General features: G+C 41.3%; 21 protein-coding genes and 2 pseudogenes. 11 read left to right on the top strand and 12 right to left on the bottom strand.

What is annotated here, in order from left to right:
- The first annotated feature begins 200 nt into the window (after positions 1–200).
- Positions 201–1811 (top strand): BCCT family transporter, encoded by a 1611-nt coding sequence (locus vsple_RS20885; RefSeq protein WP_261884323.1) that lies wholly within the window; start codon positions 201–203, stop codon positions 1809–1811.
- A 177-nt stretch (positions 1812–1988) separates the two neighbouring features.
- On the opposite strand, the gene vsple_RS20890 is transcribed toward vsple_RS20885, so the two are convergent.
- From vsple_RS20890 to vsple_RS20900, 3 genes are all read right to left on the bottom strand, one after another.
- A complete protein-coding gene (locus tag vsple_RS20890) occupies positions 1989–3182 on the bottom strand; it encodes an ISL3 family transposase (protein WP_261883310.1) in 1194 nt (397 codons plus the stop codon).
- A gap of 946 nt (positions 3183–4128) precedes the next feature.
- Positions 4129–5148, bottom strand: a complete 1020-nt coding sequence (locus vsple_RS20895) for an aldo/keto reductase (RefSeq protein WP_261884324.1) — start codon at positions 5146–5148, stop codon at positions 4129–4131.
- A gap of 205 nt (positions 5149–5353) precedes the next feature.
- Entirely contained in the window at positions 5354–6238 is an 885-nt protein-coding gene (locus vsple_RS20900) for a LysR family transcriptional regulator (RefSeq protein ID WP_022593155.1), read from the bottom strand.
- Between the two features lie 216 nt (positions 6239–6454).
- Here vsple_RS20900 and vsple_RS20905 point away from each other — a divergent pair, with 216 nt between their 5' ends.
- The 3 genes and pseudogenes from vsple_RS20905 to vsple_RS21975 form a co-directional block, all read left to right on the top strand.
- Positions 6455–7960, top strand: a complete 1506-nt coding sequence (locus vsple_RS20905; protein ID WP_261884325.1) for an aldehyde dehydrogenase family protein — start codon at positions 6455–6457, stop codon at positions 7958–7960.
- Between the two features lie 44 nt (positions 7961–8004).
- On the top strand, positions 8005–9345 hold the full coding sequence (locus tag vsple_RS20910; RefSeq protein ID WP_261884326.1) for a lyase family protein: 1341 nt from the start codon (positions 8005–8007) through the stop codon (positions 9343–9345).
- Positions 9346–10796: 1451 nt separating this feature from the next.
- Positions 10797–11097 (top strand): annotated as a pseudogene (locus tag vsple_RS21975) (ATP-binding protein); the annotation flags it as partial.
- Between the two features lie 562 nt (positions 11098–11659).
- Here vsple_RS21975 and vsple_RS20920 read toward each other — a convergent pair.
- Genes vsple_RS20920 through vsple_RS20930 form a run of 3 tightly spaced genes read right to left on the bottom strand, consistent with a single transcriptional unit; the run spans position 11660 to position 15374 of the window.
- Positions 11660–13090 (bottom strand): FGGY-family carbohydrate kinase, encoded by a 1431-nt coding sequence (locus tag vsple_RS20920; RefSeq protein WP_261884327.1) that lies wholly within the window; start codon positions 13088–13090, stop codon positions 11660–11662.
- A 33-nt stretch (positions 13091–13123) separates the two neighbouring features.
- Positions 13124–14602: an FAD-binding oxidoreductase gene (locus vsple_RS20925; RefSeq protein WP_261884328.1), complete on the bottom strand. Its 1479-nt coding sequence runs from the start codon at positions 14600–14602 to the stop codon at positions 13124–13126.
- 13 nt (positions 14603–14615) lie between these two features.
- The gene (locus vsple_RS20930) at positions 14616–15374 is read right to left on the bottom strand and encodes an SDR family NAD(P)-dependent oxidoreductase (RefSeq protein WP_261884348.1); all 759 of its coding nucleotides are present in this window, start codon (positions 15372–15374) and stop codon (positions 14616–14618) included.
- 191 nt (positions 15375–15565) lie between these two features.
- On the opposite strand from vsple_RS20930, the gene vsple_RS20935 reads away from it, so the two are divergent.
- Both vsple_RS20935 and vsple_RS20940 read left to right on the top strand, forming a co-directional pair.
- A complete protein-coding gene (locus vsple_RS20935; protein WP_261884329.1) occupies positions 15566–16309 on the top strand; it encodes a MurR/RpiR family transcriptional regulator in 744 nt (247 codons plus the stop codon).
- Between the two features lie 18 nt (positions 16310–16327).
- Positions 16328–17869, top strand: a complete 1542-nt coding sequence (locus tag vsple_RS20940) for a BCCT family transporter (protein ID WP_261884330.1) — start codon at positions 16328–16330, stop codon at positions 17867–17869.
- Positions 17870–18738: 869 nt separating this feature from the next.
- Here vsple_RS20940 and vsple_RS22060 read toward each other — a convergent pair.
- Both vsple_RS22060 and vsple_RS20945 read right to left on the bottom strand, forming a co-directional pair.
- Complete coding sequence (locus vsple_RS22060; protein WP_420833830.1) at positions 18739–18804, bottom strand: hypothetical protein; 66 nt, start codon at positions 18802–18804, stop codon at positions 18739–18741.
- The gene (locus vsple_RS20945; RefSeq protein ID WP_261884331.1) at positions 18779–19030 is read right to left on the bottom strand and encodes a hypothetical protein; all 252 of its coding nucleotides are present in this window, start codon (positions 19028–19030) and stop codon (positions 18779–18781) included. Before vsple_RS20945 ends, vsple_RS22060 begins: the two co-directional genes overlap by 26 nt.
- Positions 19031–19792: 762 nt before the next feature.
- Between vsple_RS20945 and vsple_RS20950 the strand changes: the two are divergent.
- From vsple_RS20950 to vsple_RS20960, 3 genes and pseudogenes are all read left to right on the top strand, one after another.
- Positions 19793–19891 (top strand): annotated as a pseudogene (locus vsple_RS20950) (ferritin-like domain-containing protein); the annotation flags it as partial.
- A 213-nt stretch (positions 19892–20104) separates the two neighbouring features.
- The gene (locus vsple_RS20955) at positions 20105–21370 is read left to right on the top strand and encodes a flagellin N-terminal helical domain-containing protein (protein ID WP_261884332.1); all 1266 of its coding nucleotides are present in this window, start codon (positions 20105–20107) and stop codon (positions 21368–21370) included.
- 192 nt (positions 21371–21562) lie between these two features.
- Entirely contained in the window at positions 21563–22039 is a 477-nt protein-coding gene (locus tag vsple_RS20960) for a peroxiredoxin (RefSeq protein WP_261884333.1), read from the top strand.
- A gap of 227 nt (positions 22040–22266) precedes the next feature.
- Here the strand turns inward: vsple_RS20960 and ahpC are convergent, their stop codons facing one another.
- Entirely contained in the window at positions 22267–22824 is a 558-nt protein-coding gene (gene ahpC / locus vsple_RS20965; protein WP_004413034.1) for an alkyl hydroperoxide reductase subunit C, read from the bottom strand.
- A 536-nt stretch (positions 22825–23360) separates the two neighbouring features.
- Between ahpC and kdgK the strand changes: the two genes are divergently transcribed.
- Positions 23361–24290, top strand: coding sequence for a 2-dehydro-3-deoxygluconokinase (gene kdgK, locus vsple_RS20970; protein WP_255232901.1), 930 nt, complete (start codon positions 23361–23363; stop codon positions 24288–24290).
- Positions 24291–24303: 13 nt separating this feature from the next.
- Complete coding sequence (locus tag vsple_RS20975; protein WP_261884334.1) at positions 24304–24927, top strand: bifunctional 4-hydroxy-2-oxoglutarate aldolase/2-dehydro-3-deoxy-phosphogluconate aldolase; 624 nt, start codon at positions 24304–24306, stop codon at positions 24925–24927.
- Between the two features lie 312 nt (positions 24928–25239).
- Here vsple_RS20975 and vsple_RS20980 read toward each other — a convergent pair whose 3' ends face one another.
- The 3 genes from vsple_RS20980 to vsple_RS20990 all read right to left on the bottom strand — a co-directional run bounded on the left by vsple_RS20980 (position 25240) and on the right by vsple_RS20990 (position 26790).
- Positions 25240–25875: an RpiB/LacA/LacB family sugar-phosphate isomerase gene (locus vsple_RS20980; RefSeq protein ID WP_255232899.1), complete on the bottom strand. Its 636-nt coding sequence runs from the start codon at positions 25873–25875 to the stop codon at positions 25240–25242.
- Between the two features lie 64 nt (positions 25876–25939).
- A complete protein-coding gene (locus vsple_RS20985) occupies positions 25940–26260 on the bottom strand; it encodes a cupin domain-containing protein (RefSeq protein WP_255232898.1) in 321 nt (106 codons plus the stop codon).
- On the bottom strand, positions 26230–26790 hold the full coding sequence (locus vsple_RS20990; protein WP_261884335.1) for a YgjV family protein: 561 nt from the start codon (positions 26788–26790) through the stop codon (positions 26230–26232). Before vsple_RS20990 ends, vsple_RS20985 begins: the two co-directional genes overlap by 31 nt.
- Positions 26791–26802 lie beyond the last annotated feature (12 nt).

Here is a 26802-nt window from a genome sequence, read left to right on the forward strand (position 1 = left end):
TAAAAATATACAACACTTCAACTCACACTAACGTCAGGTAAACAGTAAACTACAAAACTAAAAAGAGAAATAAATTCAATCTATTACAGAAAATCAAGATCACACTATGATTTAAAGTAATACTTAAAATACTAAATTTCAGTTTTGGAATTAACCTTTGTGTAACATTATTCACACGTTGCCAAAAAGGAGAATATAAAATGGGAAATTTAAGACTGGCTACATTCTTACCTGCAATCATATGTATGATTATCACTATAACATTCACACTAATTAATAAAGAATTTTTCATCTCAGCAACTACTGAAATGAATAATGCAATTATCAATAACCTATCTTGGCTATTTAATTTATCCGCTGTCTGCATGGTCGGCGCTGTGACTTATGCTTATGTATCACCTTTGGGTAAAGTTGTCATTGGTGGTCAAGGAGCCAAACGTATTTACACCCCCTTTAAGTGGTTTGCGGTATCACTAACCACTGTGATTGCTATGGGCATCCTATTCTGGGCTGTCGCGGAGCCTATTGTTCACTACTACAACCCTCCTGCTCATTCTGGTGTTGAAGCACAAACACCTCAAGCAGCTCAGTTCGCGATGTCCACAATATTCGTTCACTGGACCATAACTCCTTATGCAATCTATACTGTGGCTAGTCTTGTATTTGCCCTTGCGCTTCACAATCTCAAAATGAAGTTTTCTATCGGCTCTATGTTTAGACCTCTATTGGGCAAAATGATGGATGGAAGGTTAGCGGACGTCATTGACGGTCTAGCTTTGTTTGCGGTAGTCATGGGCATGTCCGCAACGCTAACATCAGGCTTACTAATCATTAATGATGGCGCACAAAGTGTTTTAGGTATAAATAAATCACCAATTACATACGGCATTATCGCCATAATCATCATCGGCTCAGCATTATTTTCAGCTACTACAGGTCTTCATAAAGGAATTCAAATACTATCAAGAATCAATACGTGGATTTATTTTATTGCAATAGCGTTCTTTTTCTTCATTGGCCCGACTAGCTACATCTTATCACTTGGCGTTGAAACTTTTGGATTATACTTATCAAATTGGTTCTCAATGAACTTAGTAACTGGTGCAGCTGCTAATTCTCAATGGCCAGGATGGTGGACGGTAGCTTTCTTTGCAAGTTGGTTTGCTTGGGCGCCGCTCACATCTCTATTTCTTGGTAAGATCGCTCGTGGATATACAGTTCGTCAGTTCATTATTGTAAATGTAACGCTACCGTGTGTGTTTGCATTTTTCTGGTTCAGCACATTTAGTGGAAGCTCTTTATATCTAGATAGCACTCTTGGTGGAACTTTATACGAAGCATATAAAATGACTGGATTCGCATCAGTAATCTATGTGCTTTTTGAACAATTTCCATTAACAACTGCGGTTAGTTCTATATTCATTATTGCTTGTTTCATCACCTTTATTACTGCAGCAGATTCCAACACAGATGCGATTGGTTCTCTCTGTATCAATGATGCATCATCAGAGAATATGTCATCACCAATTTGGATTAAGGTGGTCTGGGGAGGCTCTATCGCATTCATCGCTTGGATCAGCGCTAGCTACATTGGCGTAGATGCAATCAAGATGCTATTCAACCTTGCAGGACTACCTGGAATGATTATATGTATTGGCGCATTATTCTCACTTATTCGACTAATTACAATTGTGCGTAATTCGGAAGAACCGATACTGGACAGCTCTAACTACACTGAACCAGATCTATCGTTATCAACATTCAAGAACAACATAACTACTCAAGAATCGGCTACATCGAGAGCTAAATAAAAATCAGCTGACGAAATATGTAATCTTTTGTAATTAAAAACTATAAATAACGTTCATCGCGGTTTTCCATAGGAAAGCCGCTTTAATTTTACGAAAAATAGTTCATATCACTGTAAACATATACCTTGTCGCTTATCTTGTGATTACTCCGTTCTAACGTGCATGTATTTAAATGGTTCATCGCGGCTTTCCGGGGAAAGCCGCTTTTATCTTCAAGAAGAAGTAGTCAGTATCTCGATAACCATACCCCATTCGCTTGATTAGCTTTATCTTGTTGTTTATCCCTTCAAGCGTGCAGGTATTTAACGGATAACTTGCCGATGCGATAACCCCGTGAAGATATGGTCTGAGTTTTCGTGCGAACTCTTTTAATGGCTTAATCCCACTCTCTTGCACTTGTTCCCACCACGCGTCCCAGAGCTCCTTAGCGCGCCCTTCTGATTCACAATACCAAAGCTCTTTGAGTTGAGCTCCGAGTATATAAGTGGTCATTAAGTCCTTATTGATATTCAATATTTCAGTAAGATAGCTTTCTTGGCGTGTATTTAAGTTGCCTCTATTTTTCAGCAGTACCCAGCGTGAACGCTTCACCCATTGCCTCGCTTTTTTGTCTTGCTTAAGTTTGTTGGCTTGGTCGACTCTAACTCTATCCATCACCTCGCGACCGAACTTAGCGACAACATGGAATAAGTCGTAAACGATTTTTGCGTTCGGACAGTGTGCTTGAACTTCAAGATCGAAAGCCGTATTCATGTCCATCGCGACGGCTTCGATATTTATCCCATGCTCGCCTAATTGCTCGAAGAACGGTCGTATGTCTTTGCGGCTACGACCTAATCCTATCCAAATGACTTGGTGAGTCTTAGCATCAGCGATGACCGTGGCATATCGATGTCCTTTAAAGATGGCGAACTCGTCCATGACGAGTTGCCTTAGGTCTTCCCATTTTATTGACGGTACAACTTGTCTAAGCCGGCGTTTATCTATCTCTTTAATTGTGTGCCAATGAACGCTCGTTAACTGGGAGATATGCTTAATAGGGAGAAGAGGTAATAGTTGTTCTATATAGCTTTTTAGGCGCTTCGTTATGCGAGCATAAGGCTCTAACCAAGATAGAGACTCTGTTTTTATGCCGCAGTCGCGACACTTAATCCTTCGAGTTTGAACGGAAAGTTCAACTGGAACACCGAGTAACATGGCATCCTTTACATGACGCCATTGATACTCATGGATAGCTTCGTCTTCAAGACCACAGAGGCATTTAGCTTCAGAGTTAGGTTTAAGAGTAAGGGTAATAAGTGTTGCTGTCTGGTGAGACTTTACTATTTGAAAGCCTTCCCAGAATGAAGATAGGAAAGTATGATTCGGCATGGAAACGGTAGTTTGTGTATGATTTTTGTTTGGCGACTAAACCATATCACTTACTACCGTTTTTGTTTTAAGTTCCCGCTAATCCGCGATGAACCATTTAAATGACATGAAACAAACACAACTTTGCTTTTTAATTTGGTCTGCACAAACTGTCCATGAGCTCCCGACCGAACTTAACCACGACATGAAAAGTCATAGATAATAAGACCTTTGGGGTAATGTACCTTCACTTCGAGAGCAAATACGGTGTCCATCTCATTAATGACAACTTCAATGCTGGCAGCATTATCGCCGAGTTTTCCAAAGAATGAGCGAATATCTTTTCAACTTAGGTTTACACAAATTCAGAGCGCTTAATGACTTTTACATCAACGATGACGCTCGCGTACCGATGGCCTTTAAAATTAGCGAATTCATCCATCATAAGCTGTTCCCTACCCTCAAGAAGTCGTTGGTACAATAATTCTAAGACAGTGTTTATCAATTTACTCATCGTAAGCCAACCTACTCCGGTCAAATCGAAGTATGCTTCATTGGGAACCGTTTCTGGATACAGCCTTGAAAGCAATTGGTGACCCATGAGTATGTATCGACCTGGGCTATTCCCTTTGTTGGATTCCACAAGAAGCGCAGCTTACCCATCGATTTTATACCACAAGCTCAACAGGAATATCGAACATCATAACTTCATGTAGAGTTCGCAACTAATAGTCATAGCATAGCTTGATGAACGACGACATTCACACTGCGGTGGAACCTGGCTTTAAAGTAATTATTATTAAAGGGTTAGTTTTGTGGGACTTGATAATCTGTAAAACTTCTTAGTAGGAAGGTAGGGAAGGACTAATAGACACAAAAACGGTAGTTTTTGGCGATCTAATCATACCATCAACTACCGTTTTTTCAGTTCTTACTCATCAACAAAGAACATTATGTTATATGAGGCTTATTTAGCGTAAATACCTTGAGGAAGGCGAGCTTCACGAGGGATACGATTTCCTGCGGTGTAATCGTTGATTATATCGCAAGGCGTATAATTGCGTTCTAACTCAAATATATCATCTTGATCTAGATTCATCTCCAAAGCAGCTAGGGCACTGTTGAATTGTTCAGGTGTATCGGCACCAACTAACATCGAGGAAACGTATTGTTTAGATAGTACCCAAGCTTGAGCTACCTGAGCGGGAGCTACGTTGTGCCTCTGGGCTACACGGGCAACAGAAGTAGAAATATCAAATGAAGCCTTGTCGTTATACATCTCGGCAGTAAAGAAATCAGTTTTGTTTCGGTTAGACTGCATATCATTAGTGAGGATACCCCGAGCAAGAGGACTAAATACCGACACTCCGATGCCCTGGTCTTGGCAATATGGAATCATCTCTCTCTCTTCCTCTCGGTAAGCACAATTATATTGTAATTGCATGTTGATAGGTTTTACCCAACCGTTTTGATCACATACCTGGATGATCTTAGCGAGCTGCCATGTATACATGGTTGAAACACCAATATAGCGAGCTTTGCCTGATCGAACGATATCATTCAGAGCGCACATTGTTTCTTCGATAGGAGTGTTTACATCAAAGAAATGAAGCATGTAAATATCTACATAGTCCATCTTCATGCGCTTTAGCGATGCATCAATGGAGTTCATTATATGCTGGCGAGAGTGGCCTTGTGCGTTGATGTCATCATTCATTTGGTAGCCAACTTTAGTTGTGACAATTAACTTGTCACGTTGACCAATGCGATTGAGTACATTACAAACGACTTCTTCACCAGCCCCATATGAATAAAAGTCTGCTAGGTCGATAAAGTTAACACCATGGTCGATAGCATGACGAATGATTGGCTCGCTCTCTTTCTCATTAAAGATCCAAGGCTTCCATTCCTTAGAGCCCATGTTCATCGTTCCAAGGCACAAACGAGACACCTTGAGGCCAGAGTTACCTAGTTGTACGTATTCCATATTCACCTCTCGCATTATGTAAACGAAATGTTTAATTTTTGTTTGTTGACCTGAGTATTTAGATTCAAAAGCCAACAAAACACGAGTGAATATAAGTTAGGCATTTATGAGTTTAGTTCATTATTGTATGTACGGTGAATTTAATTTCATAAAAAACAACCAGTTACATTCTGCTTGTCAATCGTGGTTGTTTGAAAAATTGAATCTACGACACGCTAAGGCACTCTTCTTTCAACCAAGACACAAATGCTTCAACTTTACTCGTACCGACTTTGGGAGTCGGGACATGAATGAAATACCCATAGCGACTGCGACATTGCAGAGGGTGGAATTGGATTAGCTCCTGTTTTTTAAGTGAGTGATAAACCATATTGAGGTCCACTACCGCGAATCCGCCACCAGCGATCGCTGTATTTATCACCTGCTCTTGAGTACTCATCGAAATCCCTTTTCGATGTCCCTCTGTCAATTGAATATTGGCAGATTCAAGCCAGTCTTTCCATGCCGGGAGGTTATGACCATGGTGGCGAATATGGAGCATCTTATGTGTGTGGGCCTCGATATTCATGCTCTCGGTAACGAGGTCTTGATTACAGACTGCTACGTATTTTTCTTTAAATAACAAGTTGTCTTTTGCGTAGAATTCACTGACTTCATCAAAGAGGATTTCAATATCGTATAGGGTACTTTGCTCTCTTTTGCTATAGATCTGTAAGTCATACTGGGGAAATGCTTTAGCAAAGTTAACGAGGTGAGCACTCAACCAACGGCTAGTAAATGTTGGAGGAGCAAGAACAACTAATCGCTGTTGAAGATTGGGGTTCCGTATGACCTCTAATCCTTTCTCGACCTCAGAAAGAGAACGAGAAATTGTGTCGAGAACTTGCTCGCCAATCGGAGTTAACTCAAGAAGCCCTCGAGTAGATGTGCGTTTGAAAAGCGGTACACCCAAATACTCCTCGAGTTGTTTTATCTGTTTGCTAACCGCCCCCTGCGTAACATTTAAAATGTTTGCCGCAGCGGTGAAACTTAAGTGCGTACCTGCAACTTCAAATACTCGAACTGCATTAAGCGAGGGTAGTTGTCTCATTATCTTGCTCCTAGTCACAAATACAGCGACTTAGAACTCAAACTCGGTCACTGCGTTTCACACTAATTTCCGAAATAGCGCGCTTTTATAGATTTGTTTGAATTCTAGCGATTAAATCTCATATGTTAATTACTTTTATTCAGTTGTTGTTAAATTGTGATGCCTGTAAGTTTTTAAGGACTGACCACAATGACAACTGCCCAGTTTGGAGAAAATATGGATACTCAATACAACTTAGCAATCACTAAAGCTAAAGAGTGGCTAAGCAAAGATAAAAAACAATTTATTGGTGGCCAATGGGTTCTCGGCAACTTAGAGAATAATTGGATGGTTACCAACCCTAGCAATAGAGATGTGTTGTGTAACATCCCTTTAGCCGATGAGCAGTTAGTTGAAGAAGCGACGGTTGTTGCCTCACAAGCTCACCAATCTGGTGTGTGGAGTAAAGTGAGTAGGACTGAACGCGCGAAAGTGCTTCGCGATATTGCTCAAGTTATTCGTGATCATACTGAAGTCTTAGCGGTGCTAGAGACGTTACCAAACGGGAAACTTTTAACAGAGTCGTTGGCTGATGATATCCCAACTTGTGCTGATATCTTTGAGTACTATGCAGGTTGGACTGACAAGTTTTATGGCGAAACTTCACCTGTCGACCCTGAATACCTTAACTTCACGAATAAAGAACCGGTTGGGGTATGTGCACTTATCGCACCTTGGAACTTTCCTCTTTATCAGGCCGCGTTGAAAATCGCGCCGGCTTTAGCGATGGGAAATACGGTCATTCTTAAACCATCTGAGTTTACACCTTTGACCTCCTTATATTTGATAGAAAAAATTGTTGAAAACGTTGATATTCCAGACGGGGTTTTAAACTTAGTGATTGCTGACGGAGCTGCTTCAAATCAGTTAACCGTCAGCAATAATGTGCAAAAAGTGTCCTTTACGGGCAGTACACCAATTGGACGCAAAATTATTGAGAATAGCGGCCAATCAAACATGAAATCAGTCACCCTTGAGCTTGGCGGTAAGTCTCCTTGTATTTTCTTTGAGGATACTGAAAACCTGGATGCAGCTATTGATCGCGCCTTTACTGTTATGTTCTCTCATAAAGGTGAAAAGTGCTCTGAGCCGACACGATTCTTAATTCAAGAAGGGATTTATGAATATGTTCTCGATAAACTGATTGCTAAAGCAGAGGCAGTTAAGTGTGGTGATCCGTTAGATCCTGAAAGTGAACAAGGGCCTCAATGTAATGAAGCGCAGTTCAATAAAATCATGTCTTACATTGAGATAGGTAAAACCGAAGCAAAACTGGTTGCTGGTGGTGAGCGAGATACATCAAATGGCAATGACAACGGATACTTTGTTAGACCAACGATTTTCTCGGAAGTGCCTGAAGATGCTCGTATAGCTCGCGAAGAGATCTTTGGCCCGGTGCTTTCCTGTATCAGATTCAGAACTGAAGAAGACGCCGTTAGAATAGCTAATAATACGGAATATGGGCTTGCAGCAGGTATATACACATCTAATGTGACTCGAGCACATCGAATGGTTGATCAGATTGATGCTGGTATGGTGTTTGTAAACAAATATGGCTGCTATGGACTTGCCAGCCCATTTGGAGGCTTTAAACAGAGTGGCTGGGGTAAAGAAATGGCCATTCATTCGCTATCTTCTTACACCAAGACTAAGAGTATTTGGGTCTATTACGGCGAAAGCTAGTCAAATATGTTGGGCGGTTTCTATCCGCCCAATTAAGGAAAAATATGCAATACAGAATCGAAGTCGATAATATTGGTGAAGTGAAAATTCCAGCATTACTCCCTTATGGTGCTCAAACACAACGAGCTCTAAACCTTTATCCTATAGGTAATCAAAAAACACTGGGTGATTACGCTTCCCTCATCAAGGCTGTTTTACGGATCAAATTAGCTTCTGCTCGTGTAAACAGGGAAGTCGGAGAAATGGATCCTGTTCTTTCACTGAACGTTGAAAACACCTGTCAGTCCATACTAGAAAACTATCAAAGAGAGTTATTCCCTGTTCACGCATTTCATGGTGGCGGTGGTATTTCCGTTAATATGAACGTCAACGAGGTCGTCGCCAATATTGTCAATCATAGCTACTATGCCCAGCCGTACGGAACTTATTCTCCTGCTCACCCGAATGACACTATTAACATGAATCATTCAACAAGTGACTGCTTACAAACCGCCAGTCATTTGGCGATTATCGAAGCCCTTGATTGCTTAAATACTACCATCGAGCGCTTGATATATGCACTTGAGTATTTAATGGCAAATCATGGCGACCATTCAAAACTCGCTAGAACCTGTATGCAGGATGCGGTAACGATTGAGTTTAAGCAATTTTGGAGCGGCTACTTAGCATCGTTAAAAACTTATAAAGAACACCTTAACGAATGTCGTCATGAACTACTAGCGGTTAACTTAAGTGGTAATATTATTGGTCGAAAGGGTGATTGCTCAGTTGCCTATGCGGAGCGTTGTATCTCGGTACTTGCAAATGTTACTGACTTAGAGATCAGAAAGAACGACAACTTGTTTCAATCAAGCCAGTCGTTTGATGCTCAAATCCGTTGTGTGAGCGAGGTTGAAAACTTAGCTGGCTTTATCATTAAGATAGCGAAAGATCTGCGCCTAATGTCTTCCGGACCAGAGGGCGGTTTATCTGAAATTACGCTTCCAGCAGTACAGGCTGGTTCAAGTGCAATGCCAGGAAAAGTAAATCCTACCATTCCCGAGTTTGCAATTCAGTCTGCTATGCAAGCACAAGGGCATTGTTACTCATCTAAACAAGTACACGTGCATGGAGAGTTGGACTACAACCCGTGGGGAATGCTACTGACTACCAACCTACTTGATGCCATAGATCACCTAGAAAAGGGAATCTCTGTGCTGACGGAAAAGTGTATTTTCGGCATAGAAGTCAATTTAGAGACAGAATCTCGTAATAAGCTCGCTTTGGTGCCGCTCGTGGTACATGCTAAGTCCAAGATTGGATACAAAGCGACCTTAGAATGTGTTAATGAGGCTAACAATTCAACTGAATTGAAAGAGACGTTACAAAAAATGTTGAGTCAATGACGTCTACTCATTAGTAGATATGTGGACTGAGTGCTCGTGTAGTAGCAGGAAAGACTGATCGTAGTGCAAATGGAATAAGACTCAACAAGCGATGGAATCTATCCCGCTAGGTAAAGCGATTAAGTAAGGTTCATCGCGCTGCTTTCACCTTTGAAGACCTTGTGTATAAATCTGTGCAACTGTCGTGGGGATGACGTACATTCAGCGATTCGGTTTCGAACATAATATAATCGGTATTGTCCACTTCTTGGAAGGATCTTGGATAGCTAGATAGATCAACTTTCTAGCTGATCCATCCGTTGGGAAGAGCTTGCGCTTGACTTTCTAATTGACACTTCCATAACTCTTTCAGCTGAGCTTCAAGTGAATACACCCCATTAAATCCTTGTTCATACATAGTACCTCACTTAGATAGCTCTCCTGTTTACTACCTAAATTGCCTCTTTTTTTTTGAAGAGTACCGAGCGTGAACGTTTAATTCACAGATTTTCTTTATTGATCTATTTAAGTTGAGAAACTTCTTCAAATCTGACTCTGTCCATAACTTCTCGAACAAGTTTGGCGACTGCATGGAATAGGTAGCCCACCATGCGGACGCTGAGGCAACGTTACAGTGCTTCGAGGTCGAAAGCCGTATTCATATCCATCGCAACCGCTTCTATATATGTGCTGGCCATAATTCAAAGAAGGGACGGATACCTTTTCGGCTGCGTTCAACGCCTGCCCGAAGCATTTGATGCGTCTTATCATCCGCAATAACCGTGGCATAACGATGACACCTGAAGAGAGCGAACTCATACATGACCAATTGTCTCAGATCTGCCCAATTCAACTCTGGTACGACATTTTGCATACGCTTATTTATCTCCTTAACCGTATGTAAATGAACACCCGCCACCTGGGAAATATGTTTGATAAGAAGTAGAGGCAGCAACTGTTTAGTATAGCTATGTCAACGGTTAGTAAGTCGAGCAAAAGACTCAAGTCAGGAAATAGATTCGGTTGTGATACCGCGGTAAAGGAACTGAATACGGCTTGTTTGTGGGGATAGCTCGATAGGAACTCTGAGAATCATCGCGTTTTTAATCGTGTACCACTGATAATCTTTGTGGCTTGAACATGTTACCCGCATGAACATCGAGCAGTCGTAATGGGTTTGAGGGTAATCGTGATAAGAGAAGACGTTTGTACAAACTTTACGGCATGAGAACGGTAGGTTGTGTTTGGCGATATAACTTTATCATTTACCGCCGTTTTTATTTTAAGTTTCCGGTTTATTAAGCCGAATACAGTAACAATATAGGAAACAACCTTTGGGTATATAAAAGATCCAATGACTTGATGGACTTATCTAGTAATTGTTCGCGCGTTATTCGTTCAAAAATAGCTTGTAAATCACAAAGAATAGTTAAAGGTATCGTCTTCCACCAAGACAAAGCTCGCATTACGCAAATGGAAAGTATCAAAAGCAACTACAGACGCTAGCACAAAAATCTCTGCTGACCTAAGATGACTGGGGAATGGAAAAACTAAGTCCAGATAATACTGGCTACGTGATAGAACTTCCTGAGGATAGATTCCAAACGAGTAGCACGATCGTCATCAGTCAGTTGCCCAGTTGCCGGTAAGGGAGTGGTACAACATGGACGGTAACGCTACTGTCGCAGATGCTCTGCTAAATAGGTTGTTCCATAATAGCCACCGTATAGAGCTGAAAGGTGATTAATGAGAAAGCTAGCACAAACCGGATAGGTAGAGTAAACATAGAAGTAGAGAAAAGCTTGGGAAGAAAGGTGTCCGATTAAACGCAGAACGGGTGTCTGATATCAACAAAATACGTAAACTAGGCCTCACTCACAACTAATTTCAAAGACTTTACTGAAAAAATTACATATCTTTGGTCAATTTTAGTCGACCACTAAATAGAATAACCTTTGAGAATTTTAATCTGATATTTTGGAGCCCAAGTAATAAAGAGCGAGCGTTGCCAATAAACGAGTAATGAACTTAAAAATAGCCCTTGTTATTCATTTAAAGAATAAGTAAGTTACCCCCAATGTAGGCACTTTTTCGGTAGTAGTAATTACCACGGCCAAAGGCCGTGGTTTCGAGATTACAATTGAATCAGTTAAATATATTAAGTTCACACCGTAATTAAATGCATAGTAGATAATCGAATCACGCTCTTTCTCTTCGAATATCCAAGGATTTAATTCATCCCCCCACAATCTGTTCAACCTAGACGCACGAAGACCAAATTAATTGTCTAAGTTATAAATATTATATACAAACCATTCCTTATGATTAGTTATATCTATTTCACGGTTATTGGTTCGAGACTCATAAATAACGGGTCGGTATAGTGGCGAATATTTTTATAATGATTATGATAAATCTCCTGATAGTGATTTGAGTCGATAGGATGAGGAGTAATTTCTGGGCAGTACTTGATCATACACTCCTTCGCCGAAGCAAAAGAAGAAAACGTTCCAGAGCCCACCCCCGCGCACATCGCGGCACCCAAACAAGCAACGCTAGTTGTACTGACGGTCCTAACCGGCACACCAGTAACGTTACTTATGATTTGAAGTAGCAAAGCACTTTTAGCGCCCCCTCCGGTAGCCACTATCGCTTTCAATACCTCTTGCTTTGCCTCAAACAAATCAAGCAGGTTCGAGTTAAGAGAATAAGCAATAGCTTCAAGTAAAGAACGATACATATGATATTTCGTATGCCTCTCATCAAAACCCAGCATTGCACCTTTTCGGTATTGCTTATCGATAGGGCTCAACCAATCAAGGATTGTGATCAACCCATCCGAGCCTACAGGTATGGACTGAGCGCACTCATTTAAAACATCTTCTTCGGACATTTTCATCTGATGAGCCAATTCCACGAGTTCTTGCCCTATTAGGTTCTTAAACCAACTAATGGTCCACATGCCACGGCGAATACCTTCAGATTCATAAACATACTTATAAGGTTCACAAGCTAGTGTTGAAAAAAACTTAGTTTCATTCGGGAAATGTTCATCACCGACCATCATTGCCGAGATGAACGTTCCGAGAGAGATCATCACTTCTTCTCCCTTTTCAACGCCCGCCCCCAAAGCCTCAACAGCTTTATCATTCGCAGTGGCGTAGATACAAACATCAGAGTTAAGCCCTAGACAACTAGAAAGGTCAGATCTAAGTACACCCAAGCTACTACCAGGATTCTTTAGTTCAAAAAGTTGTGATCTGACTAAGCCTTTAGCTGCTATTTCCGAATCATCAGACCATTCCATTGAATCGGGATTAATAGGCCAATGAACTTCATAATTAGATGCTGAGTCGGTCGTATTCCCTGTGAGCTTATGCGATAGATACCCCGATGTCGTGGTCACGTACTTAACCCTATCGTCCACATGAACGTAAGGCTTCCCCATTCTCACATCCATCCAACTAATAACAGGTTCGACTAACTCCCGTTCACGGTCTAAAAGCACTCGACAGCAACGAATACTGCACAGACCAATACCTTTAATTAGCTCCTTCGAATAAGGAAATGATGACACGCATCGTTCTAAGGCCATCCAAACACTATCCCAAATATCATCATCTGGATGGGTAACCCACCCTAGATCATTACAGTCGGTAGGGCGTAGCAAAATCGAAGCGGAACAAACTTCCTCACCTCGGCTAGAATAAATGGCTACCTTCGTGCTCTGAGACCCATTATCAATACCAATAAAATATGAACTCATACGGCTCCCTCAAATTGATAACGATTACCTGGACTACTTGAAGAACTTCTCAGTACCTTCTTGAGGAAAAATAGAACCAAAATTCATAATGTTATTTGGATCGAAAACTGCTTTGAGTGACTCAAGCATGTAGTAAGCTGAACCATGTTCTGCTTTTGTCCACTCATTACGATATTTACCTATACCGTGATGATGACACATAGAACCACCCAGTTTAAGCGTTTCTTCAACAATAATGCGCTGTAAAGGGTGATGGTAAAGACGCATCTCATCTTTTGGATCACAATGAATATTGTAGTTATAAACGAAGTACATGTTCGTGCCGTTTTGGTAGCTGTGAGAAGAGTGCCCTCCAAGCATAGTAAGGTCCTCAGCACGGTCAAATTCAGTACGTATACGGTGAATAACATTGTCGTAAATCTTAGGTACCGTACTCCAATCAGCAGATATCTCAGTAGTGTAGCCGTCATGTCGGTTGTGGTCACGCATCTCCGCAATTTCTTGTTCGATACGGTCCACGCTCCAGTTTAGATTTTCAAACCAATCTTGAACTTGTTCAGAAGGGGCTTTCTTGATGACATTGTCAGCATGCAGAGTAAGAATTTCTTCAATCCCTTCATAAGTCGCGTTTACCAATCGTTCTGGCCCCTCGAGAGTCAGAATTAACAAACACTTGTTCTCGCTGAACGCTGCTAACTTAGAGTGCTGGGCAGCATCTTCTTCAGAATAAACTCGTGCAACAGACACTTTGTACCCAGACGAAATAACATCACGAAGAATGTTAATACCAGACGCCACATCTTTAATCAGGTAACCGATGTAACGGTTGTTTTCTGGATAGTAATTAAATAGCTTGACTGTCACCTCAGTGATAAAGCATAACGTGCCTTCATTACCGATAGCAACGTGACGAATGTCTGGGCCACCTGCACGACGAGAAACATTTTTGACACGAGATATATGACCGTTAGGAAAAACACACTCAAGACCAACAACCATATCTTCAATGGCTCCATAGTATGTGGAGAATTGTCCGATACTACGAGTCGCCACCAAACCGCCATATTGAGCCACAGGCTTAGATTGAGGAGAATGGCCTGTTGTCAGACCTAACTTACGAACTTCATCTTCAACGTCTTGTAAACACACACCCGCTTGCACCGTTACTTGCATGTTGTACTCATCGATCTTGATGATTTGATTAAGGCGCTTACTATCAATAATAATCGTGCCTTCTTTCCAGTTCTCAAGACCGCCTTCAGTTGAAGTTTTACCGCTACGGGGAATGACGTTAATATTGTTCTTGTTACAGAACGATAAAATCATAGATACTTCTTCAGCCGAATTAGGTTCAACAATAGCAGAAGGAAGAATGCTATTTAACTCACCTTTAACCTTCGCATATTTCTTATAACGGTCAGCAGAAGCCTCATATAACTCCGATTCAGTGGTTACAATCTGACTTTTATCCAAAAAAGAAAGAAGACCATCTAACAATTGAGCATTTTCCATAATTATTCCTTAGTTACCTTACTAAATACCCACCATCAACGTCGATTACCGAGCCATTGATGTAATTTGATGCGCTGGATGCCAAAAATACAGCCGCTCCCATTAAATCTTTTAAATCTCCCCAGCGTTCAGCCGGAATGTGAGAAATTATATTGTTATTTGCCTCTTCATTGTTTCTAGTTGTCTCAGTCATCGGCGTTGCGAAATAACCAGGAGCGATACCTGTCACTTGAATGTTAAATTGAGCAAGCTCGTCACAGTAAGATTTTGTTAAACCTACAATTCCATGCTTAGTCGCAGAGTAAGCCGGTGACCATTTCCCCCCCAAATAAGAAAACATCGAAGCAATATTGATAATCTTTCCAGACCTCTGAGGAATAAAATGTTTAGCCACGGCATGAGACATTTCAAAAGCAGCAGTTAAGTTTAAACTCACCATCGCATCCCATTTAGGTCTATCAAAATTTAAAACATTTTTTTCAATAACACAGCGACCTGCATTATTCACAAGAATATCAATATGACCAAAATGAGAGACAACTTGATCCACAATTTTTTGCGGAGAACCGTCAGAAGTGATATCCGCTTTAATAAATAAGTAAGACTCTCCCATCGCGTCCAGTATTTCCGCTACTTCATCAGTGGTGTCAGTAACAGAAACCACCGCTACCTTAGCGCCGGCTTTTGCAAAAGCAATCGTATACGACAGTCCTAAACCACTATTCCCGCCTGTGACCAGAGCTACTTTGCCCTCTAACGAGAACATATCCATGTTAAAATCAAGCATATTGTCTAGCATTAAAACACTCCATAGGAAATAATTAACTCTAAGAATCATAATGTTTTTGCACCGCATTGCAAAGATAATTTTCCATAAAAGTGTGATACAAAGCCTTAAATGGAAAATTTTCTATTTAACTATCATGTCACAGTGATACTATTCATTAATCAAAGGAACACGATATGGCGTCATTAATAACAAACAGTATGCTTAATAATTTAGAAAAGAAGATTTTGAGAGAGATCACTCCGATCCTAGAAAAAGAAAGAAACATATCCATATCTAAAGCAAGTGAGCAGCTGAATATCTCACCATCAAAACTTTCAAAGTTCGTGAGAAGAATGGGGTTTGAAAATTTCAAAGAGTTCAAAAGACTGCACAATAAAAATGATGAAATAGAAATGAGCAGCGTCTGCACGATACAGAACAGTCACCTTTCTTCAATTCAGACATTTTTAGAAAATTTTAATCAAGAATTAGTCGACTCATTTTATAATGAAATGCAAAAATACCAAAATATTGTCTTATATGGTGCAGGACCGTCTTTCGCATGTGCTGCTTATTTCAGCGACAGAATCCAGATGGTCACCCAAAAAAGAGCTACAGCAGTAAGCGACATGAACATGCTTCAACATTATTGCAACCAAGATACGTTGTTAATTACGATCTCAACATCAGGTTTATATGACAACTACACAAATTTAATAAAGGTAAACTCTGGAGAGAAATTATTTCTTTTCGAAGATCTAGTCAACCTACCAGAACTAACGAGTTACAAGGTTTTCTATTTAACTAGAGTTTCTCAAAATAACAAGATAAAGCAATATAAAAGGCCGAGAACCTTGTTTTTTATCTTCTTAGAGGAAGTTATTGAAAAATTAATCCAAAACGCAGAAAAGCCAAAAAAGGAAAGTTCCAATGAATAAGGAAAAAGGAAGGTTTAAATGAGTAATATAAGAACAAAAGTAATGGCTATACCATTGGCATTGCTACTTATCACTGTAATTTTAAGTTACACAAACATGGAGTCGTTCTTAAACGTAACATCGGCCATAAATAACTGGATGTTGAGCAAGTTATCATGGTTATTCTCAGGTGGTGCGCTATTGATGCTTACCACCCTGCTCATTATTTACCTCTCACCGCTAGGGAAAAAAAGGATTGGTGGAGAGAATTCAACACCATTGTTATCGAAATGGAGGTGGGCATCTATCGCGGTCTGTACAACAACGGCTGCCGGTATGCTTTTCTGGGGAACAGCTGAACCACTTTACCACTTATATGGTCCACCGGACTCACTTAACATTGAGCCAAATTCGGTAGCAAGTGCCACTTTTGCTCTATCAACTATGTTTATGCACTGGTCAATCATCCCATTTTCTATTTACGCCTTACCTGCTTTAGCTTTCGCACTAGCCCTTTACAATCGAAGCGGTAACTTCTCACTGGGTTCCTCAATTGAACCGCTATTTGGTAAAAATAAAGCTGAGCACATTGGTAATGTTGTTGATTCACTTGCCATGTTAGCCCTAGTCGCAGGTATGGCGGCTTCTCTAGGTACTGGAGCTCTCGTTCTTTCGAGTGGATTAAGCAATATCACTGACCTTGCAGATAATGTAATACTTCTTGGCATCGTTATCTTCATAATCATGATCAGCTTCATCGCATCATCAATTTCAGGTATAGAAAAAGGAATTGCGAGACTCTCTTCATTAAACGCAGTCCTATTCGTCGCTATCGCGATTATCGCATTCATATTCGGACCATCGACGAAGATTGTCTCAGGTGCAGTAACGGCTTTGGGTGAGTACATAACTACGTTCTTACCTCGCAGTTTGGGGACCGTATATGATTCCGATGACACTTGGCCTCTATCATGGACAGTGTTTTACTGGACAAACTGGTTATCTTGGGCCCCAATCACTGCTCTATTTTTAGGCAAAATAGCGCGTGGCTACACCGTTCGTGAGTTCATTGTCATTAATCTAGCTGTACCCGCTATATTCTCAATTATCTGGATGAGTATATTCTCAGGCACCATTTTAACGATCGATATGCAAAAATCAGGATTCTACTACCAAATAATGTCAGAAGGTGGACCTGGGGCAGTCATTTATGCATTATTAGATCAACTACCCGGCGGTCATTTCCTTATCTTAGGTTTCATATTCATCGTTTACCTAGCCTATGTAACAGCAGCAGACTCAAATACCGAGGCGATATCTTCACTCTGCCTTAAAAAACAAGACGACAACAATCAAATCAACAGGCAACGCAACGTCCTTAAAATACTTTTCGGTACGCTTATTGCTACTGTTGCTTGGATCATGACAGGATTCATTGGAATAGATGGGATCAAGATGCTGTCGAATCTAGGCGGATTCCCAGCGATTATTGTCGTACTTTTAATGAATTTCTCTCTATTCATATGGGTATACAATTCATTCCTAGAGAATAAAGCAAAACACATAATTCAAAAAAACTAAGTCTCTTGCTCTGGACCGTTCACTTTACTTTAAAATGAACGGTCTTTTCTAACAACAGACATTACGACCACACACCCGACAATGTACCATTCTGTCTTTGGCGCTTCTGGAGACCTGCTCCATCGAACTACAGTTACCGATAAGAACGACTTGTGTCCTGAGTTCTTTGTCACTGTGGAACATAATGCCTTTGAACTAACCTAGTAATTCGAACGTCATATAGAGTGCTTTCCACGTCGACTTGTTATAGGGTGATTGGGGTGATAGTGGCATCACTCAACCAACATGCTTTCTCACCAAAAAATATCGATGATAAAAGCAAGATATATTCAGAGCAGATCTGTCCATATATACATCAAATCACCACCTTAGATATGGGCTGGATTGGTAAAGAAAATTATCGAGGCAGGTGGTTTGGTATCTGTATTTGTTCTTGAGATACCTTTCTATAACGGAGCTTCGACGCTTGGCTATTGGCTATTGGCTATTGGCTATTTACCAGCCCTAACAATTTTAAAATCTTAAAAATGTAATAACGTTTCAGTTTTAAACCTTGTCTGTGACTTTTCTCGTACCAGCAGAGTCATCAATCGCCGTACGAACGGCTTTTCGACAAGAACTCTCTTTTGTCTGCTTTCTATAAGCATTCGACTTCGCCATTCATGTAATGAAAGTCAGCCTCGGTGGAACGAAACTTGATTCTATAAACCGTTAATTGTTTCTGGACTTTCTGAGCAAAAATTCGCATCGTCTGAAATAAGTTATGATATCAATCTGGAAAATTAACTCGTCAGGTTAATCTAGTTGGTAACTCTGTCTGCATACCCCAAGAATCGATTCCATACAGTGCATACTTTCGACACAATATTTTAGTCGTCGGTAGAACTCTGATTAGCAAGATAGTGTCGTCTAAGCCAAATCCACACTTGCTTTATCGGGTTTAGCTTTGGTAAATATGGCGGGAGCTTCACGATACAGACATAACTGCTCTGCAATGTCATTTGTATGCCAGCCAGCAGCATCGATAATGACCACTACGTGGCGACCTGTTTCAGCCATCGAGGAGAGCTGCTTAAGGTGCTCAACCATAATGTCCTTGTTAACCCAGGGAAAGGCCAGCGACTCGCCAATACCTTTAGCAGGACATACTGAACGAAACAAATGCTCATATTCAAACTGCTGCTTAACTATTCTTGGTCTTGATCCACATTTAGCCCAAAATCAAATTGTCGTGTTTTGCTGACCATGTGTTGTTTTATATTGAAACTAGACAGCGACGTTATCAATCCCCATGTGATCGGGGATATTCAGTATCGTGTCAATTTTTAATTTTTTAAAATCATCAGGGATTTACAAGGGTGCTTGGAGCGTGATGTTATCCGAGAGAAACCCATATGATTAAGTAAATACTAGATGGATTCTGGGTGGCAGTGTTTACCAGACTCTTTCACGATAAAAGCATGAATATCAGTACCTGTTAACCTCCCCTCAGATAAGTCTTCGACACGTGCCTTGATAAACGGGATTAGTTGTTCACACTGCTGAGCGTTGAAGAATCTTGGGTGTTCTGTTCTTAGCTTCTCTTACCGTTCCTCACGCCCTTCTTCAAGGAATGTTTGTACCCATTTATTCACACTCATTCTACTTACCATAAAGAACTTAGCAATCTGGGTTAGAAAGTGACCATCTTTAAGTGGATCAATGCGAGCAATCGCATCTTCATTTGAATGGATTTTGTCGGCTATCAAGTTTTTTAAAATCAATGTTATCGAGGCTGTCCGTAGCATCTTTGTTCACGAAGAAGTAACAGCATCAATTAGATAATATTTTTACTTAAATTGGTATGACAACACTTCTAACACACTTTAAATAAAATCCATTACGTTGGCTTCTAGTCACTTTTTACTCGCGAAGCTTTAACAGGCAGGAGATGCATCTGATGAAGGTACAGCGGCACTTATGGGTGACTACATCCGTGAACAAGAGAAGTTAATGTGGATGCTAAATGCGTACCTGCAGTAATCCAATCTAGCGTTCTAAACCACAATTTAAACAAAGAGCTTAAAGTGACTGCTTTAAGCTCTTTTCATATGGCCGGCAAAATTTTGCCGACAATCAATAATATATCAGCAAAATAATCAATCAAACCGCTCAACACCCACACATGAGCAACTACAGGCATGGCACTTAAGTTGCATATAAGTTAGTAAAATAACCTATGAACCTATAAATGCCATGGCTTTAACCGTCCTAAGTAATCATATCGCAACAGAGACGCGAAACAGGCTCAGAACCTCTGAGCAGGGTTTGGCATCCTCCTTTGAGAAGCTGAGCTCCGGGAAAAAGATCAATCAAGCCAAAGATGACTCCGCAGGATTGCAGATATCCAATCGCCTGAGTACACAAAGCCGTGGGCTAGATGTTTCAATGCGCAATGCAAATGATGCAATATCGATATTACAAGTGACCGAAGGCGCTATCTCAGAGTACACATCAAGTATTCAGCAAATCAGAGATTTGGCTCTGCAATCCGTCAATGGTACAAACACCCCCGAAGACATTGAAGCAATAGAGAAAGAGATTCGAGCCCTGGGTGACGAGCTACACCGTATCACTCAAACTGGTAATTATGGGGGTTTAAACCTGCTCAATGGCTCAAAAGAAAGTTTACGCTTTCAAATAGGATCTCAAACCGGTGAGGCAATGCTTTTCGGTCTACCTAATCTAGAAGCTCTAAACGAAGAACGTATCATTCGGACTACACCTTCATCTTATACCGGTGATCCTGTCCCTTTAGATTGGCGCACCGAAAAAGGAGACTACATTGACTTTCTTTTTATTAAAAATAATGGGGAGAAAAAAACGCGAATAGAACTCCCGGAAGGTCAAAACATTGAAGGTGTGGTCAATTACCTCAACAATCAATTCGACGAAAAAGTGAGATTTTTTCTAACTGATCGTGAAGATGAAGATGGTGTAGAGCAAAGCACCTTAGCCTATGCGTATGAGAAAGGTTCAGATTATTCAAATGGGGAGATATTTGGAATATCAGGAGAGCACTTTGCTAATTTAACCAAAGCAGATGGCTCAAGAAGTTATCTGCTTAAGGGCGGAAATCCTTTTGTCGCTTTTGGCTTAGATCGCAGCCTGACTGAGTTGATTCACCATGACTTCGAACACATTGAGCATTATAAGCCCAATGAAACAGACTACATTAATGACCGTAATGCTCTGATTTATACATGTGACCTTATCCTTCACCAAGTTAATAAGCTTCAAGGAGACATCGGGAGCACACAAAACCGGTTAGATAAGGCAATTAACAATTTATCAAATCAAGAAATCAATATTAATGAAAGTAACAGTCGCATAAAAGACACCGATTTCGCCAAGGAAACGACGAATATGCTCCAAGAAAAAATGCGTTCAACGTCAACAACTAGCATGCTTGCTCAGGCAAACAACATACCTAAAAGTATCACGTCATTGCTAACCAACTGACGCTAGCTTCGTGATTGAAAAAAGTGACTGATTTTCAAGTGCTAAATCTATGTCATCACCAAGATATCGCGCGTGAGGCTGATAGTCTATAACTCACTTTTAGTAATACTCTCAATCCCTTACTTTCTATCGGTGGTTCCATTCGCTATTGATCGCTACACTGTTTAAAACAAACACAACAAGGAACGCAACATGATCCAGCAAGGCCAAACATTACCGAGTGCAACTCTTAGTGAACTAACTGATGAAGGGATGCAGAATCACTCAACTGAAGAGCTCTTTGCAAACAAGAAAGTCGTACTTTTCGCAGTGCCTGGGGCATTTACGCCAACATGTTCTGAGGCTCACCTACCTGGCTATGTCGTTTTAGCCGATCAAATCAAAGCCGCGGGCGTTGATACGATTGCATGTGTGTCTGTTAACGATGCATTTGTGATGAACGCATGGGGTAAAACGCACAACGCATCTGAAATTCTTATGCTAGGAGATGGCGACGCGAGTTTTACCAAGGCACTTGGATTAGATATGGATACTGCGACATTTGGCGGCGTTCGCTCTCAAAGATACGCGATGATCGTGGAAAATGGCGTAGTGACTCAACTCAATGTTGAGGAGCCAAAACAATTTGAAGCAAGCAAAGCCGAAACTATCTTAGCTGCTTTACAATAACAGTAAAAAAGCCACTCCTAAATCCATAGGAGTGGTGTCGAATTTGCGACAAGTTTCTAACAAGAACGTGTTGGACAGAGGGAGAGCCTACGCCCCACCATGTAATCTACTTCCATAACCAAACAGGCTAGCTCAGTATCATGACACGGCGTTAGGATTTAGGGTGGCGTACCTAAGCCCTTTAGGAGGCAGGCTAAGGCACGCTTGTAGAACGGGTTTACAGATGCTTAGATCTTACCTACTAGGTCTAGAGATGGTGCTAGTGTCTCTTCGCCTTCTTTCCACTTCGCTGGGCAAACTTCACCTGGGTTGTTTGCAACGTACTGAGCCGCTTTAACTTTGCGTAGTAGGTCTTCAGCGTCACGACCGATGCCTTCAGCAGTGATTTCCATTGCTTGGATAACCCCTTGTGGGTCGATTAGGAATGTAGCACGGTCTGCTAGGCCTTGACCTTCACGCATTACGTTGAAGTTGTTTGTGATAGTGCCAGTTTGGTCGCCTACCATGAAGTACTCGATAGTACCGATCTTGTCAGAAGTGTCGTGCCACGCTTTGTGAGAGAAGTGTGTGTCAGTTGATACTGAGTAAACTTCCACGCCGCGAGACTGAAGCTCTGCGTATTTCTCTTGTAGGTCTACAAGTTCAGTAGGGCATACGAAAGTAAAATCTGCTGGGTAGAAGAAGAATACTGCCCATTTACCTTTCACGTCTTGCTCTGTGATTTCTACGAACTCGCCGTTTTTGAATGCTGTTGCGTTGAATGGTTTGATTTCTGTGTTGATCATGATTTTACTCTCTCAATAATTCGGTTATGTTCGCGCTCTCTTGCGCTGTTGGGTTTATATTGCATTGAATTATCAGAAGGGTAAATTTGGAGTTTTCTATCAATTCAGTAGGTAAAACCTATCAAAAGAAGCCTGAACACAAACAGTGCAGTGAGTGTCAATAAAAAAGGTCTATCGTGTAAACAGTGTCATTAAAGCAATCGCTTCCACCATCCACCCCTATTCGTTTCACACTCGACCTATCAGTGACAACCCTCCCAAGCAAGTTACCGACAACAATAACAATGAGTTTCGTCTTCCATACAGAAGTTAGTGGGCCCAACACTGAAAATCGACCTAAATCACATTTAGTACTCAAAAGTAGAAATATTACTACCTTAAATTCAAGTCGCATTGGTAATGTTTGATTTTATTAAAACGTCATTTTAAATTTAATGACTCAACTGTCCATTTAAAATTAAAGACGGACAATTAACAAAGAAATTTAACATAGTGAACATGAAAAAACTGGTCACTCTCAAACTGGAAATTTGACTATGAGCCAATACAGAATAGCGATCATCGGTGAATGCATGGTGGAGCTACAACGCAAGAAAGACTTACTAAAGCAAAGTTTCGGCGGTGACACGTTGAACACGGCGCTCTACCTTTCTAGACTGACGAAAAATTACGACATTTCAGTGAGCTATATTACTGCTCTGGGCAATGATCCTTTCTCTTCCGAAATGTTACAAACCTGGTCTAAAGAGGGCATTAATACCGACAAGGTACTACGTCTAAGTGACAAAATGCCCGGTCTTTATCACATAGAGACCGACGAAATCGGTGAGCGATCCTTCTTTTATTGGCGCAATGATGCCGCGGCTAAATTCGTATTCGATCAGCCTGAGAGTGCTCTCCTCGTCGATTCATTGATGGATTACGATGCGGTTTACCTAAGTGGTATCACCTTAGCTATTCTGACTAATGCAGGACGTAACGTCTTATTTAGCTTCTTAACGAAGTTTAAAGCAAAAGGTGGCAGCATCTTCTTTGACAACAATTATCGTCCGAAACTGTGGGAAAGCCGAAAAACCGCTCAAGACACGTACCTCAAAATGCTAGGTTTCACGGATACTGCATTGCTCACCTTCGAAGATGATCAAGACCTGTTTGGTGACGTATGCCTAGAAGAGTGCATTGGACGTACTCAGCAAGCAGGCGTCTCTGAAATAGCAATTAAACGTGGTGCGAAAGAGTGTCTGGTTCTTAGTGAGGGTCGTGCTGAATACATCGCTCCTAAACCGGTTAACTCCGTAATTGATACCACAGCCGCAGGTGACTCATTCAGCGCCGGCTATCTAGCCAAGCGCCTAACAGGTGGAGACGCATTTAGCTCTGCCGCAATGGGTCACAAAGTTGCGGGTACCGTAATTCAATATCGCGGTGCAATCATTCCAGATACTGCAACGCCAACCCTTGATTAATAGGACAACATAAATGACTACTCTAAATGAACAACTAGCAAGCCTTAAAGTAATTCCTGTCATTGCCATTAACAAAGTTGAAGATGCTATTCCTCTAGGTAAAGCACTCGTAGACAACGGCATGCCTTGCGCAGAAATCACGTTCCGTACCGAGTGTGCAGCTGACGCGATTGCAGCAATGCGTCAAGCTTACCCAGAGATGCTAATTGGTGCAGGTACCGTTCTTACTAACGATCAAGTCGATCAAGCGATTGAAGCTGGTGTTGATTTTATCGTTAGCCCTGGGTTCAACCCACGCACAGTTCAATACTGTATCGACAAAAACATTCCAATCGTACCGGGTGTTAACAACCCAAGTCTTGTTGAGCAAGCTATGGAAATGGGTCTGCGTACATTGAAGTTCTTCCCTGCAGAACCATCTGGTGGTGTGGGCATGCTAAAGGCACTAACCGCTGTTTATCCAGTAAAGTTCATGCCAACAGGTGGTGTAAGCCTTAAGAATGTTGATAACTACCTATCTATCAAATCGGTATTGGCTTGTGGCGGTACTTGGATGGTTCCAACCAACCTTATCGACGAAGGTCGCTGGGATGAGCTTGGCCAACTGGTTAAAGACGCGGTTGCTCACGTTAACTAATTCGATCTTCGATTAAAAAAGTCAGCCCCAACAGCTTTTGCCGTGGGGCTGAATGCGTTTTAGAGGATCAACATTAATTGGGTTATTAAGGAGCCAGAAACATCTGCTCAAGCTGCTATTTTTTTTACTGTAAAAGAATGGGTATAAGCCTTTGACCAAAAATAAAAAAAAGCCAGTGACAACACTGGCTGGAAAATCCCGATATGGATAGCAAAATAAAGAATAAAACAGTCAATAAGTAGTGTTACGTTTAATTAAGCAGTGACCTCAAAGGTTAGGGTTTAACAAATTCTGAAGCCACAGCAAATTAAATTAGTCAATCAGACTGCGAACGTACTCTGCAATCTCAGTAACTTGACAGTTAGCAAAGAAACACTCTTGGAACTGGGCGCTGCCAACAGCTTGCTTAACTAAGTCTTGATCAATCGCTTTTAGTGAATCAACAACGTCTTTACATACTGCTGCTTTAACGTTGTTTAGGATGGCAGCGTTTGCTTGCTGAGGTGCAGCACGCTCGATTGGGTAGCCTTCGCCACGAGCGCCAGTGAACGCTTTTTCGAAAATGTAACGAACGTTCAGTTCACCAGCCCAACCAAAACCTTTTGCGAACGCTAGAGCAATCGCGTTACCGTTGTTGATTTGGTTGAATAGGAACGCATCAGATGGCTCTAGGCAGTAACCACAAACGACACCTGGGTGTAGGTTGCTTGCCATTAGTGCGCCTTGACCTGTACCACAACCAGTTACGATGAAATCCACTGCCTTAGAGTTCAGTAAGATGCTCGCTTGGATACCTAGGTGGATGTACGTTAGGTGATGATCGTTTTCGTCAGTCATACCTACATTGAATACTTCGTGACCTAGACCACCAGCAACCGTGTTTAGCTCAGCAGCAACCATAGCGTTTTTAGGTGCTTGGCTGTTTTCCATAGTTAGTGCAATTTTCATTGAATTCTCCTGCGGCGAACCGCGTAACTAATTTTAAAACTTATACGAAATCTTTTTTTAAAACTTATACAAAATCTTTGCGCATTGGCGTGAAGTTATCGATTAACACACCTGCTTCTAGACACACACAGCCGTGCTCAATATTTGGCTCTTTGTACATAGTGTCGCCCGCTTCAACAATTTTCTTCTCATCGCCGATAGTGAATTCGAACTTACCAGACAGTACGTAAGTCAACTGCTCATGTGGGTGGTTGTGCATAGAACCAATGGCACCTTTTTCAAAGTGCACTTCAACGGCCATCATGTTGTCACTGTGCGCAAGCACTTTACGTGAGATACCGTCGCCTAAGTCTTCTAGTTTGATGTCTTTGTTGTATACAAACATGGGTCTTCTTTCTCTTCGTTATCGACGAGCTTCACTTTCTTTTGCTCTCTGAGCAATTTTGCTGTGGTCATTAAGTTAACGCTTATTAGCGTCATCTCCAGCAGAGTTCCACCAATCGATCCTATGATGAAATTATTGGTCAGCCAGCATAACGCCCCGACCAAAAAACCGATTCTCATCGCAACGCCTTTGAGAACAAACACCGAGAACGTCCCGATGACAGTGCCCAATATTGGCCAGATGTCCTGTGGCGATTCCATAATATAGAAGCCACTGGCTATACTGATGACGATGAATATTGCTGCGACTCTTTTCGATGAAATATAAATCGCGGTAGCAGTTCGAAGTGCTGAAAGCCCTGAACTGACTACCGACACTAAAGAACCTAGCAAGAAAAAATGCAGTAGATGGTTTAGATGAAAAACCAACATCAAAATCTTCAGCTTCTTATCGTCTTTTTGATAAAAGGTGCACACACCTAAAAAGAAACTCAAGAATCCGAGGATTTGTGCAATTGTATTTTTTTCCACACCATCTACTCT

Source organism: Vibrio pelagius, assembly GCF_024347575.1.
Taxonomy (GTDB): domain Bacteria; phylum Pseudomonadota; class Gammaproteobacteria; order Enterobacterales; family Vibrionaceae; genus Vibrio; species Vibrio pelagius.

What these genes read in the sequence shown, in the direction of transcription:
- vsple_RS20885 (WP_261884323.1), top strand. Translation starts at nt 201, where the DNA reads ATGGGAAATTTAAGACTGGCTACATTCTTACCTGCAATCATATGTATG.
- vsple_RS20890 (WP_261883310.1), bottom strand. Translation starts at nt 3,182, where the DNA reads ATGCCGAATCATACTTTCCTATCTTCATTCTGGGAAGGCTTTCAAATA.
- vsple_RS20895 (WP_261884324.1), bottom strand. Translation starts at nt 5,148, where the DNA reads ATGGAATACGTACAACTAGGTAACTCTGGCCTCAAGGTGTCTCGTTTG.
- vsple_RS20900 (WP_022593155.1), bottom strand. Translation starts at nt 6,238, where the DNA reads ATGAGACAACTACCCTCGCTTAATGCAGTTCGAGTATTTGAAGTTGCA.
- vsple_RS20905 (WP_261884325.1), top strand. Translation starts at nt 6,455, where the DNA reads ATGGATACTCAATACAACTTAGCAATCACTAAAGCTAAAGAGTGGCTA.
- vsple_RS20910 (WP_261884326.1), top strand. Translation starts at nt 8,005, where the DNA reads ATGCAATACAGAATCGAAGTCGATAATATTGGTGAAGTGAAAATTCCA.
- vsple_RS20920 (WP_261884327.1), bottom strand. Translation starts at nt 13,090, where the DNA reads ATGAGTTCATATTTTATTGGTATTGATAATGGGTCTCAGAGCACGAAG.
- vsple_RS20925 (WP_261884328.1), bottom strand. Translation starts at nt 14,602, where the DNA reads ATGGAAAATGCTCAATTGTTAGATGGTCTTCTTTCTTTTTTGGATAAA.
- vsple_RS20930 (WP_261884348.1), bottom strand. Translation starts at nt 15,374, where the DNA reads ATGGATATGTTCTCGTTAGAGGGCAAAGTAGCTCTGGTCACAGGCGGG.
- vsple_RS20935 (WP_261884329.1), top strand. Translation starts at nt 15,566, where the DNA reads ATGGCGTCATTAATAACAAACAGTATGCTTAATAATTTAGAAAAGAAG.
- vsple_RS20940 (WP_261884330.1), top strand. Translation starts at nt 16,328, where the DNA reads ATGAGTAATATAAGAACAAAAGTAATGGCTATACCATTGGCATTGCTA.
- vsple_RS20955 (WP_261884332.1), top strand. Translation starts at nt 20,105, where the DNA reads ATGGCTTTAACCGTCCTAAGTAATCATATCGCAACAGAGACGCGAAAC.
- vsple_RS20960 (WP_261884333.1), top strand. Translation starts at nt 21,563, where the DNA reads ATGATCCAGCAAGGCCAAACATTACCGAGTGCAACTCTTAGTGAACTA.
- ahpC (WP_004413034.1), bottom strand. Translation starts at nt 22,824, where the DNA reads ATGATCAACACAGAAATCAAACCATTCAACGCAACAGCATTCAAAAAC.
- kdgK (WP_255232901.1), top strand. Translation starts at nt 23,361, where the DNA reads ATGAGCCAATACAGAATAGCGATCATCGGTGAATGCATGGTGGAGCTA.
- vsple_RS20975 (WP_261884334.1), top strand. Translation starts at nt 24,304, where the DNA reads ATGACTACTCTAAATGAACAACTAGCAAGCCTTAAAGTAATTCCTGTC.
- vsple_RS20980 (WP_255232899.1), bottom strand. Translation starts at nt 25,875, where the DNA reads ATGAAAATTGCACTAACTATGGAAAACAGCCAAGCACCTAAAAACGCT.
- vsple_RS20985 (WP_255232898.1), bottom strand. Translation starts at nt 26,260, where the DNA reads ATGTTTGTATACAACAAAGACATCAAACTAGAAGACTTAGGCGACGGT.